General features: G+C 64.6%; 11 protein-coding genes. 5 read left to right on the forward strand and 6 right to left on the reverse strand.

Annotation, left to right across the window (positions count from 1 at the left end):
- Window positions 1–118 precede the first annotated feature (118 nt).
- Entirely contained in the window at window positions 119–844 is a 726-nt protein-coding gene (gene ctrA, locus ACREE8_RS17780) for a response regulator transcription factor CtrA (RefSeq protein ID WP_151178475.1), read from the forward strand.
- Between the two features lie 83 nt (window positions 845–927).
- Here the strand turns inward: ctrA and ACREE8_RS17785 are convergent, their stop codons facing one another.
- The 6 genes from ACREE8_RS17785 to ACREE8_RS17810 form a co-directional block, all read right to left on the reverse strand.
- Window positions 928–1,776, reverse strand: coding sequence for a CheR family methyltransferase (locus tag ACREE8_RS17785; RefSeq protein WP_431574343.1), 849 nt, complete (start codon window positions 1,774–1,776; stop codon window positions 928–930).
- Window positions 1,773–2,915 carry a protein-glutamate methylesterase/protein-glutamine glutaminase gene (locus tag ACREE8_RS17790; RefSeq protein WP_431574344.1) on the reverse strand — a complete coding sequence of 381 codons (1,143 nt, stop codon included), beginning with the start codon at window positions 2,913–2,915 and terminating at the stop codon, window positions 1,773–1,775. Before ACREE8_RS17790 ends, ACREE8_RS17785 begins: the two co-directional genes overlap by 4 nt.
- 21 nt (window positions 2,916–2,936) lie before the next feature.
- The gene (locus ACREE8_RS17795) at window positions 2,937–3,302 is read right to left on the reverse strand and encodes a response regulator (protein WP_151118950.1); all 366 of its coding nucleotides are present in this window, start codon (window positions 3,300–3,302) and stop codon (window positions 2,937–2,939) included.
- 56 nt (window positions 3,303–3,358) lie between these two features.
- On the reverse strand, window positions 3,359–3,850 hold the full coding sequence (locus ACREE8_RS17800; RefSeq protein ID WP_431574345.1) for a chemotaxis protein CheW: 492 nt from the start codon (window positions 3,848–3,850) through the stop codon (window positions 3,359–3,361).
- On the reverse strand, window positions 3,847–6,825 hold the full coding sequence (locus ACREE8_RS17805) for a chemotaxis protein CheW (RefSeq protein ID WP_431574346.1): 2,979 nt from the start codon (window positions 6,823–6,825) through the stop codon (window positions 3,847–3,849). The genes ACREE8_RS17800 and ACREE8_RS17805 overlap by 4 nt, the downstream gene beginning before the upstream one ends.
- Window positions 6,826–7,136: 311 nt before the next feature.
- On the reverse strand, window positions 7,137–7,787 hold the full coding sequence (locus ACREE8_RS17810) for a histidine phosphotransferase family protein (protein WP_431574347.1): 651 nt from the start codon (window positions 7,785–7,787) through the stop codon (window positions 7,137–7,139).
- A 155-nt stretch (window positions 7,788–7,942) separates the two neighbouring features.
- Here ACREE8_RS17810 and ACREE8_RS17815 point away from each other — a divergent pair, with 155 nt between their 5' ends.
- From ACREE8_RS17815 to ACREE8_RS17830, 4 genes are all read left to right on the forward strand, one after another.
- Complete coding sequence (locus tag ACREE8_RS17815) at window positions 7,943–8,149, forward strand: DUF3553 domain-containing protein (RefSeq protein WP_431574352.1); 207 nt, start codon at window positions 7,943–7,945, stop codon at window positions 8,147–8,149.
- A 54-nt stretch (window positions 8,150–8,203) separates the two neighbouring features.
- Window positions 8,204–9,910, forward strand: coding sequence for an NAD(P)H-dependent oxidoreductase subunit E (locus ACREE8_RS17820; protein WP_431574348.1), 1,707 nt, complete (start codon window positions 8,204–8,206; stop codon window positions 9,908–9,910).
- On the forward strand, window positions 9,907–12,678 hold the full coding sequence (fdhF, locus tag ACREE8_RS17825) for a formate dehydrogenase subunit alpha (RefSeq protein ID WP_431574349.1): 2,772 nt from the start codon (window positions 9,907–9,909) through the stop codon (window positions 12,676–12,678). Before ACREE8_RS17820 ends, fdhF begins: the two co-directional genes overlap by 4 nt.
- Before the next feature lie 280 nt (window positions 12,679–12,958).
- Window positions 12,959–14,170, forward strand: a complete 1,212-nt coding sequence (locus ACREE8_RS17830; RefSeq protein ID WP_431574350.1) for a GGDEF/EAL domain-containing response regulator — start codon at window positions 12,959–12,961, stop codon at window positions 14,168–14,170.
- The last annotated feature ends 31 nt before the right edge of the window (window positions 14,171–14,201 follow it).

The raw sequence follows: 14,201 nt of genomic DNA on the forward strand, positions 1-14,201 counted from the left end.
GCCCGGTGATCATTTTCAGAAAATCACAACCGGGCGCTCCGCCTTTAGGAATTGTTAATAAACTCGCGCCACATTGGTTAATAGGTTAACTTGGTCTCAACGGTGACAGAGGCTACCTATGCGCGTACTCCTGATTGAAGACGACACCACAGTGGCCCAATCGATTCAGCTCATGCTGAAGTCCGAAGGCTTCGTCGTAGATGCAACCGATATGGGCGAAGACGGCCTCGAGATCGGTAAGCTTTATGACTACGACATTATCCTTCTGGATCTCATGCTGCCCGACATCGAGGGCTACGAGGTTTTGCGTCGGCTCCGTGCCGCGCGCGTCAACACGCCGATCCTGATTCTTTCGGGCCTCGGCGAGCTCGACAACAAGATCAAAGGTCTCGGCTTCGGTGCCGACGACTATCTCACCAAGCCGTTCGACAAGCGCGAGCTGATCGCCCGCATCCAGGCGATCGTGCGCCGCTCGCGCGGCCATAGCGACTCCGTGATCCTCACCGGCAAGCTTAAGGTCAATCTCGACACCCGCACCGTCGAGGTCGAGGCCCAGCCGCTGCATCTCACCGGCAAGGAATACGGCATCCTCGAGCTCTTGAGCCTGCGCAAGGGCACCACGCTGACCAAGGAGATGTTCCTCAATCATCTCTATGGCGGCATGGACGAGCCGGAGCTGAAGATCATCGACGTGTTCGTCTGCAAACTGCGCAAGAAGCTCTCGGCCGCGACCGGCGGCGACAACTATATCGAGACCGTCTGGGGCCGCGGCTATGTGCTGCGCGATCCGGTGGAACCCGCCAACGAGACCCTGGCCCGGCGTCCAGCTGCCGCCAGCGCCTGATCTGCTGCTTCTGTCGCCAAATGCAAAACGGCGCCCTCGCGGGCGCCGTTTTCATTTCATCTCGAGGTCGACGCCGACGAGGGTCACCCCGCCGCGGCGATCTTCGTCTGCTCGCTCTTCGGCACCACGCCATAGACGCCGCGCTGGCCGTTGATGAGCTTGAAGCGCTCGGTCAGGCCCAGCACCGTCTCGGCACCGCCGAGGAAGAGGAAGCCATCCTCGGGCATCAGGTTGGCGACGCGGTCGAGCACCTTGGCCTTGGTCTCCTGGTCGAAATAGATCAGCACGTTGCGGCAATAGACCACGTCGAAGCGGCCGAGCACCATTGAATCGGTCAGGAGATTGAACTCGCGGTAATCCACCATCGAGCGGATCTTCGGGCTGATCTGCCAGCGATCGCCGGACTGGATGAAATATTTGACCAACAGGGTGACCGGCAGGCCGCGCTGCACCTCGAACTGCGAATAGACGCCTTCCTTGGCGCGCGCCAGGATCTCGGAGGAGAGGTCGGTGGCCACGATCTCGATGGTCCAGCCTGCGAGCTGCGCCGCCATTTCCGAGAGGATCATGGCGAGCGAATAGGGTTCCTGGCCCGAGGAGCAGGCGGCACTCCAGATCCGGAGGCGGCGCTGGCCGCTGCGGTTCTTGAGCATCGCCGGCAGGACCAGCTCCTTGAACTGGTCGAACGGCTTGATGTCGCGAAAGAAGAAGGATTCGTTCGTGGTCATGGCTTCGACCACGTCGCGGATCAGGGCCTCGTCCGGCTTGCTGCGGATCGACTTCACCAGGTCCTCGAACCCGCCCGCGAGCTTCCACTTGCGCGCCACCGGCAGGAGGCGGCTTTCCATGAGATAGGCCTTGTCCGGCGAGAGCACCAAGCCAGAGCGTTGGCGCAGCAGCCGGCAGATCATATCGAAATCATCGCGGTTCATGCTGCAGACCTCATTGCGAGCCGGCGCAGATAGGGAGCGATCTCGGGCAAGGGCAGCACCGCGCTGCAGAGCCCTGTCTTCGCCACGGCGCCGGGCATGCCCCAGACCACACTGGTAGCCTCATCCTGAGCCACGACCGAGCCCCCCGCGGCAACCACCGTGGAGGCACCCTTCTGGCCATCGGAACCCATGCCGGTGAGGATCAGCACCATGCAGCGGGCGCCATAAGCGGCGGCCACGCTGCGCAGCATGGGATCCACGGCCGGACGGCAGAAATTCTCCGGCGCGGTCTTCATCAGACGGATGACCTTCTTCCCGTCCTCGACCGCGACTGTCATATGGATGTCGCCGGGCGCCACATAGATGCGGCCCCGGGTGACCGGCTCGCCGTCGCGGGCTTCGGCCGTCGGGATCTTGCTCGCCTGGGCGATATGCTCGGCCAGGATCGCCGTGAAGGTCGCCGGCATATGCTGGGTGACCAGGATCGGCAGGTCGGACCTGCCACCCAGCCCGCCCAGCACCTTGAAGAGCGCCTGGGGGCCGCCGGTCGAGCTGCCGATGGCCAGGATCTCCGGCTGGAGGGTCGCTTCGGGGCGCAGCTTGAGAGGCACCGGCGGGCCCGCAGGCACGGCCGGCGCGATACGGCGGGCCGGCATCGGCGCCGCATTGGCGCTCTCCGGATGCTTGCGCCGGTAGGCCTGGCCCAGTTCCTTGACCTTCGAGGTCAGCTCGCGCTTGAAATCCTCGGCCGACACCAGCTCCGAGGAGCTGGGCTTGGCCACATAGTCGGCGGCGCCAGCCGCCAGGGCCTGCAGGCTGATATCGGCGTTGCGCCGGGTCAGGGTCGAGGCCATCACCACCTGGAGGCCCGGCCTGGCGGCCAGGAGCTTCGGCAGGGCGGTGATGCCGTCCATGATCGGCATCTCGATATCAAGGACGACGACCTCGACATTCGAGCGGCCGGCGATGTCGACCGCCATCTGGCCGTTGCTTGCCGAATGGACGACCTTGATGCCGGCGTCGGCTTCGAGCGCCTTGGAAATCAATCCGCGGATCACGGCGGAATCATCCACGACCATGACCCGCACGGGTTGAGTGCGGGATTCGGCCGGTGGGGCGATGGGGGAAATCAATGTCATTGAATGGGTGATGATCGGGTTCTAGAGCAGGCCGACTTGATTGAACTTCGACTCGATGATCTCGCTGTCGAAGGGCTTCATGATGTATTCGTCGGCACCGGCCGTGATCGCTTCCTGGATATGCTTCAGGTCGTTCTCTGTGGTGCAGAACACCACGACCGGCTGCTTGGAACCGTCCATGCGGCGCAGGCCCTTCAGGAAATCCATGCCGTTCATCACCGGCATGTTCCAGTCGAGCAGGATCGCGTCGGGCATGGCGCGCTTGCAGATGTCCATCGCGGCTTGGCCGTTCTCGGCCTCCTCGATCTGAAAATTCAGACTCTCGAGGATCTTTCGCGCGACCATTCGGACGACTTTGGAGTCATCCACGACGAGACAGCGCTTCATGTTCTTCTCCCGTTATCCCCTCGGGGCCGATGAGGCCCCGGTCCCCCGTCAGTCTTCTAGGCCGCTTCCGCCTTGGCGAACTGCAGCAGCTGGGATACGTCCAGCACCACCAGCAGCGAGCCGTTGAGGCGATAGATGCCATCGGAAAAGTCGCGCCAGCGCTGGTCGAGCGTCGGCGGATTGCGTTCGTAAGAGGCACCGTCGAGGCTCAGCACCTCGCCGACCGAATCGACGATCAAGCTGTAGAGCTCGCCATGATGCTCCACGACGATGCTCATCGAGTTCTGGCCCTTCTCGCGACGGTCGAGACCCAGGCGCAGGCGCAGATCGATCGCGGTGACGATGCGGCCGCGCAGATTGAGCGAGCCGGCCACCTCCTTCGGCGCCAGCGGGATGCGCGTGATGCGCTGCGGACCCAGAACGTCCTGGACCTTCAGGACCGGGATGCCGAACAGCTGGCTCGCGACGGTGAAGGAGACGAAGTCATGCTGCCCCTCGCCGGCGCTCTTGCCGGCGGTCTTCGTGGCAGTGGGATTGGCGGCGTTCATGCGGCACCTTTGAGCTCGGAGAAGGCCTCGGACAGGGTCTGCAGCAGCGCATCGCGATCGAACTTGGCGACATAGTCGTCAAACCCGACCTTGCGGCCGCGGGCGATGTCCTTGGGCGACGAATGGGAGGAAAGGGCGACCAGCGGCGTATCGCGCCAGCGCTCGGTCTTCTTCAAAGCCTCGGCGAACTCGAAGCCGCTCATGCCGGGCATTTCGATGTCGCTGATGATGACATCGTACTGCTCGCCCTGATCGCAGAGCTTCAGGGCCTGGTCGGCGCTCGAGGCCGTCGCCACGTCGTAACCGGCCGAGGACAGCAGCGGCGCGATCAGGTTGCGGAAGAAGGGGCTGTCGTCCACCAGCAGCAGGCGGCGGCTGGTCTCCTCGCCGAACACGGCATTCTTGTCGCCGAACCAGTCGGCAAAGGCCTGGTTCAGATAGTAGCCGGTATCGATGATGTCGGTGGCCTTGCCGGCCACGATGGCGCTGCCCAGACGGCCGGGGTTCGCCGACGACAGCTCGACCTCGAGCCGGTCCTCGACGATATCCAGAATCTCGTCCACCAGGAGGCCCATCGAACGCTGACGGTCCGAGAACACCAGCACGGGCTGGCGGCCATCGGCCGGCATGTCCTTGCCTTCCTGCATCGCCACCAGCGGCATGAGCTGGCCGCGATACTGGACCATATGACGGTCGTTCGAACGCTCGATCGTCGTGCGGTCGATCTCCTCGAGACGAGCCACCAGCGCCAACGGAACGGCCTTGGGCGCCGCCGTGCCGGCACGGAACAGGATCAGCGGCACCTTCTCGCCGCTGCGGCCGTCGCGGACCTGCTGCCGCTCGGCCGTATCGCCATGGGTGGCGTTGATCTGGCCCGACGCGGACGCGATGCCGTTCGGATCCAGGATCATGATCACGCTGCCGTCGCCGAGGATGGTGTTGCCGGAGAACATCGAGATGTCGCGCAGGATGGGCGCCACCGGTTTGACCACGATTTCCTCGGTATCGAACACGCGGTCGACCATGATGCCGAAGGAGTAGGTGCCGACCTGGGCCACGACGATGAAGCTGCCCTGGCCCGGCTGGTTCGACTGCTCGTCGGCGACCTCGAGCTTCAGGAGCTTGCGCAGCGAGACCAGCGGCAGGAGACGATTGCGCAGGCGCAGGACGGGCGTGTCCTTGATCTGCTCGACCGTGGTGTCGGAGTTGGCGGCGGCGCGAACCAGCTCGACCACGCTGATCTGCGGGATCGCAAAGCGCTCGCCGGCGCACTCGACGACGAGGGCCGAGACGATCGCGAGGGTCAGCGGGATCTTGATGACGAAGGTGGTGCCGGAGCCCTCCGTCGAGCGCATCTCGATGGTGCCGCCGATCTTCTCGATGTTGGTGCGGACCACGTCCATGCCGACGCCGCGGCCGGAGACGCTGGTCACCTTGGCGGCGGTGGAGAAGCCCGCCTTGAAGATGTATTGCTGGATCTGCTGCAGGCTCATCTCGGCCAGCTCGGACTCGGAGGCGAGCCCGTTCTGCAGGAGCTTCGCCTTGATCTTGTCGGTCGAGAGGCCCTTACCGTCATCGGCGATCTCGATGATGATGTGACCGCCTTCATGATAGGCGTTGAGCGTGATCTTGCCGGTCTCGGCCTTGCCGGCGCGGCGACGCTCCTCGGGCGTCTCGAGGCCATGGTCCGCCGAGTTGCGCACCATGTGCGTCAGCGGGTCCTTGATCATCTCGAGCACCTGGCGGTCGAGCTCCGTCTCGGCGCCCAGCATCACCAGGTCGATCTTCTTGTTGCATTCGAGCGAGAGGTCGCGAACCAGACGCGGCAGCTTCGACCAGGCATTGCCGATCGGCTGCATGCGGGTCTTCATCACGCCTTCCTGCAGCTCGGAGGTGACGTGGTTGAGGCGCTGCAGGGGTGCTGCGAAGGCGCTGTCCTTCTGGGTGCGCAGGATCTGCAATACCTGGTTGCGGGTCAGCACCAGCTCGCTGACCATGGTCATCAGGTTCTCGAGCAGATCGACATTGACGCGGATCGATTGCTGCGCGACGGCGGATTCCTTCTTGTTGTCCTCGCCATCGCCCTCGGCCTTGGCGGCGGCCGGCTTGGCGGCAGCAACCTTGGGCGCCGGAGTTGCTTTCGCGGGGGCTGCGGTCGCCGCGGCTGCCAGCACTTCGACGCGAAGGCCGGCGAGCAGGGTCAGGATCTCGGCGCGGCTGGCGGCCGCCACTTCCAGGGTCGTCAGCGAGGCCTCGACATGGCCGAAGGCCGCATCGCAGAGACTGTCGGTCAGGCCGCGCGCATTGAGATGCTGCTTGGCTTCCGGCAAGGCGGGACCCTTGTAGCTGTCGGGACCGCCGACCTTGTTCGAGAAAAACTCGCGCAGGTTGCCCTGCAGGACGTCGAGATTGACGCCCTCGAAGAGGGATTTGAGGCGATCGTCGGTCGAAGCGCGGCCGACGAACACCTCGACCACGGAATCGATCACCGACATGCCGCCGACGCGGTCATAGAGCGACCCGCTCTTGGCCGCTTGCGGCTCGGCCTTCGCCGGCTTCGCCTCGGCCTTCGGGGCCGCGGCAGGCTTGGGCGCCGAGGCGCCATCGGCCAGCGCATTGAGGCGCCGGATGAGATCGCTGTCGTCGCCCTCGGGCTCGGCACCGGCTTCCTCGAGGGTCGCGGTCAGCGAGCGCACGCGATCGAGACATTCCAGGATGATCGACACCGCTTCGGGCGTGACCTCGAGCTCACCGTCGCGGACTTTGCCGAGCACGTTCTCGCCCGCATGGGCGACGCGCTCGAGGCGAGGCAGACCGATGAAACCGCAAGTGCCCTTGATCGTATGAACGAGCCGGAAGATGTTTCCCAGAAGCTCCGGATCGTTCGGATTCTGCTCGAGCTTCACCAGCTCGACGTCGAGAACGGCAAGGCTTTCGCTGGTCTCGGTCAAAAATTCACGAAGCAAATCGTCCATGAGGAAGCGCCCTTCAGATGGCCCCGATACATTCGGGGTCGTCGCGTCTGGCGCGGCCGGGGGCCTTTCCCACCGAAAGGACCCGCCGCCAGCCATCCGTCACGCTCTCAGAAACTGCTTAAAAACCCATAAAGGCTTGAACTGACGGAGGGTTCGGGCAGATCGGGGAAATGCCGCCTCAACCGGCGGACAAAGCAAGGAAAGCCGGCCCGACCGGGCACGGCTTTCGAGATTCTGGTTGGCGGGACCCCCCGCGATTATCCACAAGCTTTTTCGGCGCCGGCGCCGCGGGCCTCGCGGATCCGGCGGCCTCAGGCCGACGGAATCTTGGCTTCGAACAGGACCTCGCCCGGCGCCACGGCCTGCGGCTTCAGATGGGCGCCGAAGCGTGCGGCCAGGCGGCCGGCGAGATAGGCCTGCACGGTGCGCGGCGTGAGATCGTTGGGCGGGGTCAAGGCCGCAAGAGCTGCCGCCTCATCGTCGGTCAGCTTTGCATCCGTGCCCATCGCGCGGATCACGAAGCGAATCGCCCCGGCCTCGCCCGTCGTGAGCGCCAGAATCCGCCCGCCGCGCGGCAGAGCGTCGGCCGCCATCAGGATCATGTTGAGCAGCAATTTGCCGGCGCCCGCCGGCAGCGCCAGGGTCTCCGGCGACATCGACCAGTCGAGCTTCACGCGGCCATCCTGGAACAGACCCATGGCTGCGGCCTGCGCCTCTTGCGGACGGACGATCTGGTTGCCGGCATTGCCGAAGGCGAGCCGGAAGAACTGCACCAGCGCCGTCGCACGGGCGGCCGAACGGCGCGCGAGGCCGAGGGCCTCTTCCTCCATCTGCGGACTCTCCGCGAGGAGCTCGAGGCCATTCGCGACGGCACTGATCGGACCAACCAGGTCATGGCAAAGGCGCGAGGCCAGGAAATCGGCGGCCGTGAATTCGTTCACCGAGAGGGGATCCGTCGTCATGGGGTCGCTCGCTCGCGATTGGCTCTGGATGGGTTGTGCCAGCATATTGTTTCTGTGCCCTTATCTGTCGTTCTTTGCGGTTTTGGCAGCCGTTCGAATTTCCGATACGATCCAGGGGTCTAAGACCCTGGCCGAAAAGGCGGCGAGCGATGATGATGGTGGACAATCTGGTGCCCGGCGCCTGGGTGCGCCATCCGGACCATCCGGACTGGGGCATGGGCCAGATACAGTCGATCGTCGGCCATCGGATCACCGTGAACTTCGAACATGCCGGCAAGCTCTTGATCAATTCGGCCGTTGTCAGCCTTACCCTGGCCGGGCTCGACTCCGAAACCGCCGAAAAGGCTCGCCGCGACAGATAGCGCCGGCAATGCTTACCGAGACATTAACCCCGCTGTGGAATGCGTGAATCAGGCATGAGCGAGACCCCCACCCTGCAGCAGCCCCGGATGCATCCCGGTGCCGGCCGCCGCAAGGGCATGAACACCCCGAAAGGCCGCCAGACCGACCCCAGGGCCCTGGCCGAGATCCAGGCCCTGCTGGGCGACCGTTCGCGTCAGCGCGATCTGCTGATCGAGCATCTGCACTTGATCCAGGACCGCTACAAGCATCTCTCGGCGCGCCATATGGTGGCGCTGGCCCAGGAGATGCGCCTCGCCCTGACCGAGGTCTATGAGGTCGCGACCTTCTACGCCCATTTCGACGTGGTGATGGAGGACGAGGCGCCGCCCCCGGCCCTCACCATCCGCGTCTGCGACAGCCTCACCTGCGAGATGATGGGCGCGCAGCAACTCATGTCGGCCCTGAAGCAGCAGACCGATCCGAACAAGATCCGCGTCCTGCGGGCGCCCTGCATGGGCCATTGTGCGACGGCACCCGTCGCCGAGGTCGGTCACAATCATGTCTGCAGCGCGAAACCCGAAACCGTCCTGGCGGCGGTGAAATCGGACGATACTCACGCTCACAAGCCGGCTTACAAGGATTTCGATGCCTACCGCGCCGAAGGCGGCTACGCGTTGCTGGCCGATTGCCTCGCCGGCAAGCGCAAGCCCGAGGATCTGATCGCGACGATGGAAGGCTCGGGCCTGCGTGGCCTTGGCGGCGCCGGTTTCCCCTCGGGACGCAAATGGAAGTTCGTGCGCGCCGAGCCCGGCCCGCGGCTCATGGCCGTGAATGGCGACGAGGGCGAGCCCGGCACCTTCAAGGACCGCATCTATCTCGAGACCGATCCGCATCGCTTCCTCGAGGGCATGCTGGTCGCGGCCTGGGTGGTCGAGGCACCCGAGGTCTATGTCTATATCCGCGACGAATATCCGGGCGTGCTGGCTCTCCTGCCGATCGAGATCGCGAAGCTGGAACAGGCGGGCCTCACCCAGAAGACCCGCATCCATCTGCGCCGGGGCGCCGGCGCCTATATCTGCGGCGAAGAATCGGCGATGCTGGAATCGATCGAGGGCAAGCGCGGTCTACCGCGCCACAAGCCGCCCTTCCCGTCCCAGGTCGGTTTGTTCGGCCGCCCGACCCTGATCCACAATGTCGAGACCCTGTTCTGGGTGCGCGACATCGTCGAGAAGGGTGCGGAATGGTTCGCGAGCCACGGGCGCAACGGGCGCAAGGGGCTGCGCTCCTTCTCGGTTTCGGGCCGCGTCAAGAATCCCGGCATGAAGCTGGCGCCGGCCGGCATCACCGTGCGCGAGCTGATCGACGAATTCTGCGGCGGCATGCAGGCCGGCCATCGCTTCAAGGGCTATCTCCCCGGCGGCGCCTCGGGCGGCATCCTGCCGGCCTCGATGGACAACGTCCCGCTCGATTTCGATACACTGCAACCGCACGGCGCCTTCATCGGATCGGCCGCCATCATTATCCTCTCCGACCGCGACAGCATGCGCGACGCGGCCCTCAATCTGATGCGCTTTTTCGAAGATGAATCCTGCGGGCAATGCACGCCTTGCCGAGTCGGCACCGAGAAGGCCGTCAAGCTGATGAGTCAGAAGCAGTGGGACAAGACGCTGCTGACCGAGCTGTCGCAGGCGATGAACGACGCCTCGATCTGCGGCCTGGGGCAGGCGGCCTGCAACCCGCTCGCCACCGTGATGAAGCATTTCCCGGAGGATCTCGCATGAGCGAGCGCGTCACCTTCACGCTCGACGGCCAGGAAGTCACGGCCGAGCCCGGCGAGAGCATCTGGCAGGTCGCCAACCGCCGGGGCAACGAGATCCCGCATCTCTGCTGGCAGCCCAAGCCCGGCTATCGCGCCGACGGCAATTGCCGCGCCTGCATGGTCGAGATCAAGGGCGAGCGCGTGCTGGCCGCCTCCTGCATCCGCAAACCGTCGCAAGGGATGGTCGTCACCACCGACAACGAGCGCGCCAAGACCGCGCGCAAGATGGTGATCGAGATGCTGGTCGCCGACCAGCCCGCCAAGGAGATCGCGCCCGATCCCCAGTCCGAATTCTGGCGCTGGGCCGATTCCATGGATGTCGAGGTCAGCCGCTTCCCGAAGCGCCAGGGCCATGCGCCCGACCGCAGCCATGTGGCGATGGCGGTCAATCTCGACGCCTGCATCCAGTGCAATCTCTGCGTCCGCGCCTGCCGCGAAGTGCAGGTCAATGACGTGATCGGCATGGCCTATCGTGGCCACGAAGCGAAGATCGTGTTCGATTTCGACGATCCCATGGGCGAGAGCACCTGTGTGGCCTGCGGCGAATGCGTCCAGGCCTGTCCGACCGGCGCGTTGATGCCGGCGACCGTGGTCAACGAGCAGAATGTCCGCACCGGCTATGCCGACCGCCAGGTGGATTCGCTCTGCCCCTATTGCGGCGTCGGCTGCCAGACCACCTTCAACATCAAGGACGACAAGCTCCTCTGGATCGACGGCCGCGACGGACCCGCCAATCAGGAGCGGCTCTGCGTCAAGGGCCGCTTCGGCTTCGACTATATCAGCCATCCGCACCGCCTGACCCAGCCGCTGATCCGCAAGGAAGCTGTGGCCAAGAACGCCGAGAGCGACGTCGATCCCGCTAACCCTTGGACCCATTTCCGCGAAGCGACCTGGGAAGAAGCCCTCGACCGCGCGGCCGCCGGTCTCAAGACCGTGCGCGACCGCGACGGCTCGCTGGCGCTCGCCGGCTTCGGCTCGGCCAAGGGCTCGAACGAAGAGGCCTATCTATTCCAGAAACTGGTGCGCACCGGCTTCGGCTCGAACAATGTCGATCACTGCACTCGCCTGTGTCACGCCTCGTCGGTGGCGGCGCTGATGGAATGCTTGAACTCGGGCGCCGTGTCGGCGCCCTTCATGGCGGCCAAGGATGCCGAAGTCATCATTGTCATCGGCGCCAACCCGACCGTGAACCATCCGGTCGCTGCGACCTTCATCAAGAATGCGGTCAAGCGCGGCGTGAAACTGATCACGATGGATCCGCGCGGATCGGCCTTGAGCCGTCACGCAGCCTACAATCTGCGCTTCAAGCCGGGCCAGGACGTACCGCTGCTGAACGCGATGATCCATACCATCGTCACCGAGAAGCTCTACGACCAGCAATATATCGAGGGCTATGTCGAGGGCTTCGACAAGATCAAGGCCAACATCGTCGATTTCTCGCCGGAGAAGATGGCGCCGCTCTGCGGCGTCGAGGCCGAGGCCATCAAGACCGTGGCGCGGCTCTATGCCAAATCGCGCGCCTCGATCATCTTCTGGGGCATGGGCATCTCGCAGCATATCCACGGCACCGACAATGCCCGCTGCCTGATCACGCTGTCGCTCATCACCGGCCAGATCGGCCGTCCCGGCACCGGCCTTCATCCCTTGCGCGGCCAGAACAATGTGCAAGGCGCTTCCGACGCCGGCCTGATCCCGATGGTCTATCCCGACTATCAGAGCGTCGAGAATCCGAAGATCCAGGACCTGTTCCAGGAATTCTGGGGCCAGCCGCTCGATCCCAAGCGCGGCCTGACCGTGGTCGAGATCATCAACGCGATCCATGCCGGCCAGATCAAGGGCATGTTTATCGAGGGCGAGAATCCGGCCATGTCGGACCCGGACGCGCATCATGCGCGCCAGGCGCTGGCCATGCTGGATCACCTGGTGGTGCAGGACATCTTCCTGACCGAGACCGCCTTCCACGCCGACGTGGTGCTGCCAGCCTCGGCCTTCCCCGAGAAGGATGGAACCTTCACCAACACCAACCGCCAGGTGCAGATGGGTCGCGCCGCCCTGCCGCTGCCGGGCAATACCCGCCAGGACTGGTGGATCATCCAGGAGATCGCCAACCGGCTCGGCTGCGGCTGGAGCTACAGCCATCCGAGCGAAATCTTCACGGAGATGGCGCAGGTGATGCCGTCGCTCAAACACATCAGCTGGGATCGTGTCGAACGCGAGGATTCGGTGACCTATCCCGCCGACAGCCCCAGCCGGCCCGGCAACGAGATCATCTTCGCGACTGGATTCCCGACCGCCAGCGGCCGCGGCAAGGTCGTGCCGGCGCGGATCGTGCCACCCGCCGAGCTGCCGGATGCGCAATTCCCGATGGTGCTGTCCACGGGCCGTGTCCTCGAGCATTGGCATACCGGCGCCATGACGCGCCGGGCTTCGGCCCTGGACGAGATCGAGCCCGAAGCGACCGCGATGATGTCGCCGATGGATATCGAGGTGAACGGTTTCCGGCCCGGTCAGATGATCCGTGTCGCCACGCGTCGCGGCGCCATCGACATCAAACTCCGTTCCGATCGCGATGTGCCGACCGGCATGATCTTCATCCCGTTCTGCTATGCGGAAGCGGCAGCCAACATCCTGACCAACCCGGCGCTCGATCCGTTCGGGAAGATTCCCGAGTTCAAGTTCTGCGCCGCCAAGGTCGAGGCCTCCCCCCTCAACGCGGTTGCGGCGGAGTAACCGCCTCCGTCACTTGTCTCCCCCGGGGCCGCGACGCGTGCCCCGGTCTTCTTCGGGCTCCGCGAAAATTAACGCTTACGTCGACGTGTGGCGGCGGCGCAACAGAGTGAGACCCTGATTTCTCAGGGTTTCGCTGTCGCGCCACACTTGTGTGTCACAGATTGGCCACAGCGCAGATTTTCCGTTTTCGCCAGTTTCATATCGAGCGCGTGACACGCTCGATATTGCGAATCATTACCGGCACAACCTCCTCTCGATCATCAATCCGTTTATGAGCCCCATGATTTCGAATCGTCTTCTGATTGTCGATTTCGACCCGAACGCCGGCGCACTCATTGCCGCCGCCGCGACGGCATCCGGCTACGAGACCGCGACCGCGACTGCCGCCGGCCAGTTCCTGCAATATCTGCAGCTCTGGAACCCGGCCTTCGTCCTGCTCGATGTCGGGGCTTCGGGTGAAACCGGCATGGCCATGCTCAGACATCTCTGGGAGACGCGTTGCCCGGCGCTGGTCCTGCTGATGGGCCGGGTCGCGGATCAGGGCAGGCTTCATCTTCTCCAGCATATGGGCACCGGCAATGGCCTGACGATGACGGGCATGGTCTTCAAGCCGCTTCATCGCAACGAGCTCGTACAGACCTTGACCGGCTTGCGTGACAGCCGGCATTGGCTGACGGAAACCGCCGTCACGCAGGGACTCGAACGTGGCGAGTTCTTCCTCGAGTATCAGCCGCTCGTCAATGTCCGCAGCGGCCATATCAGCAGCGTCGAATCCCTGATCCGCTGGCGCCATCCGCATCGGGGATTGATCAGCCCCGACGCCTTCATCCCCTTCGTCGAAGCGTCGAATGCCGTCGGCCCCCTGACGCGATGGGTCGCCATGACCGCGATCGCGCAGCTCGAAGCCTGGACGCGACAGGGCGTAGAGCTCGACCTCGCGATCAATCTGTCGGCGCGCAACCTCTGGGATAGCGATCTCGCCGACATGATCCTGACGGCCTGCGAAGCGGCCGATATTTCGACCTCTCGTCTCACCCTCGAGCTGACCGAGACCGCCGCGATCGAACGGCCCGAGGACGCCATCGCCGCCCTGTCGCGCCTGCGGCTCTGCGGCATCAAGCTGGCGATCGACGATTTCGGAACGGGCTATTCGTCGCTGGCGCAGCTTCGCCAGTTGCCCTTCTCCCAGATCAAGATCGACCGGTCGCTGGTGACGAACTGCCAGCAGTCGCACAGCGCGCTCCAGATCATCAGCACGGTGGTCGATCTGGCCCGCAGTCTCGGCCTTCACTGCATCGCGGAAGGCGTCGAAACCAAGTCGGATTTCGACGCCGTGGGCAATCTCGGCTGCGACACGGCGCAGGGCTATCTGATCAGCCGCGCTCTCCCGGCCGACCGGCTGCAGACATGGCTCGCGGACTGGCCGGTCGTGCCCGGTCCCCGCCGCAGCATCGAGCTGCTGCGAAGCATCGCGCGCAGCGCTCACGCCTGAAGGGGCCGCCTAGAGCCTGGTCGTCTCAAGT

This window comes from Hypericibacter sp. (assembly GCF_050729195.1).
In the GTDB taxonomy this organism is placed as follows: domain Bacteria; phylum Pseudomonadota; class Alphaproteobacteria; order Dongiales; family Dongiaceae; genus Hypericibacter.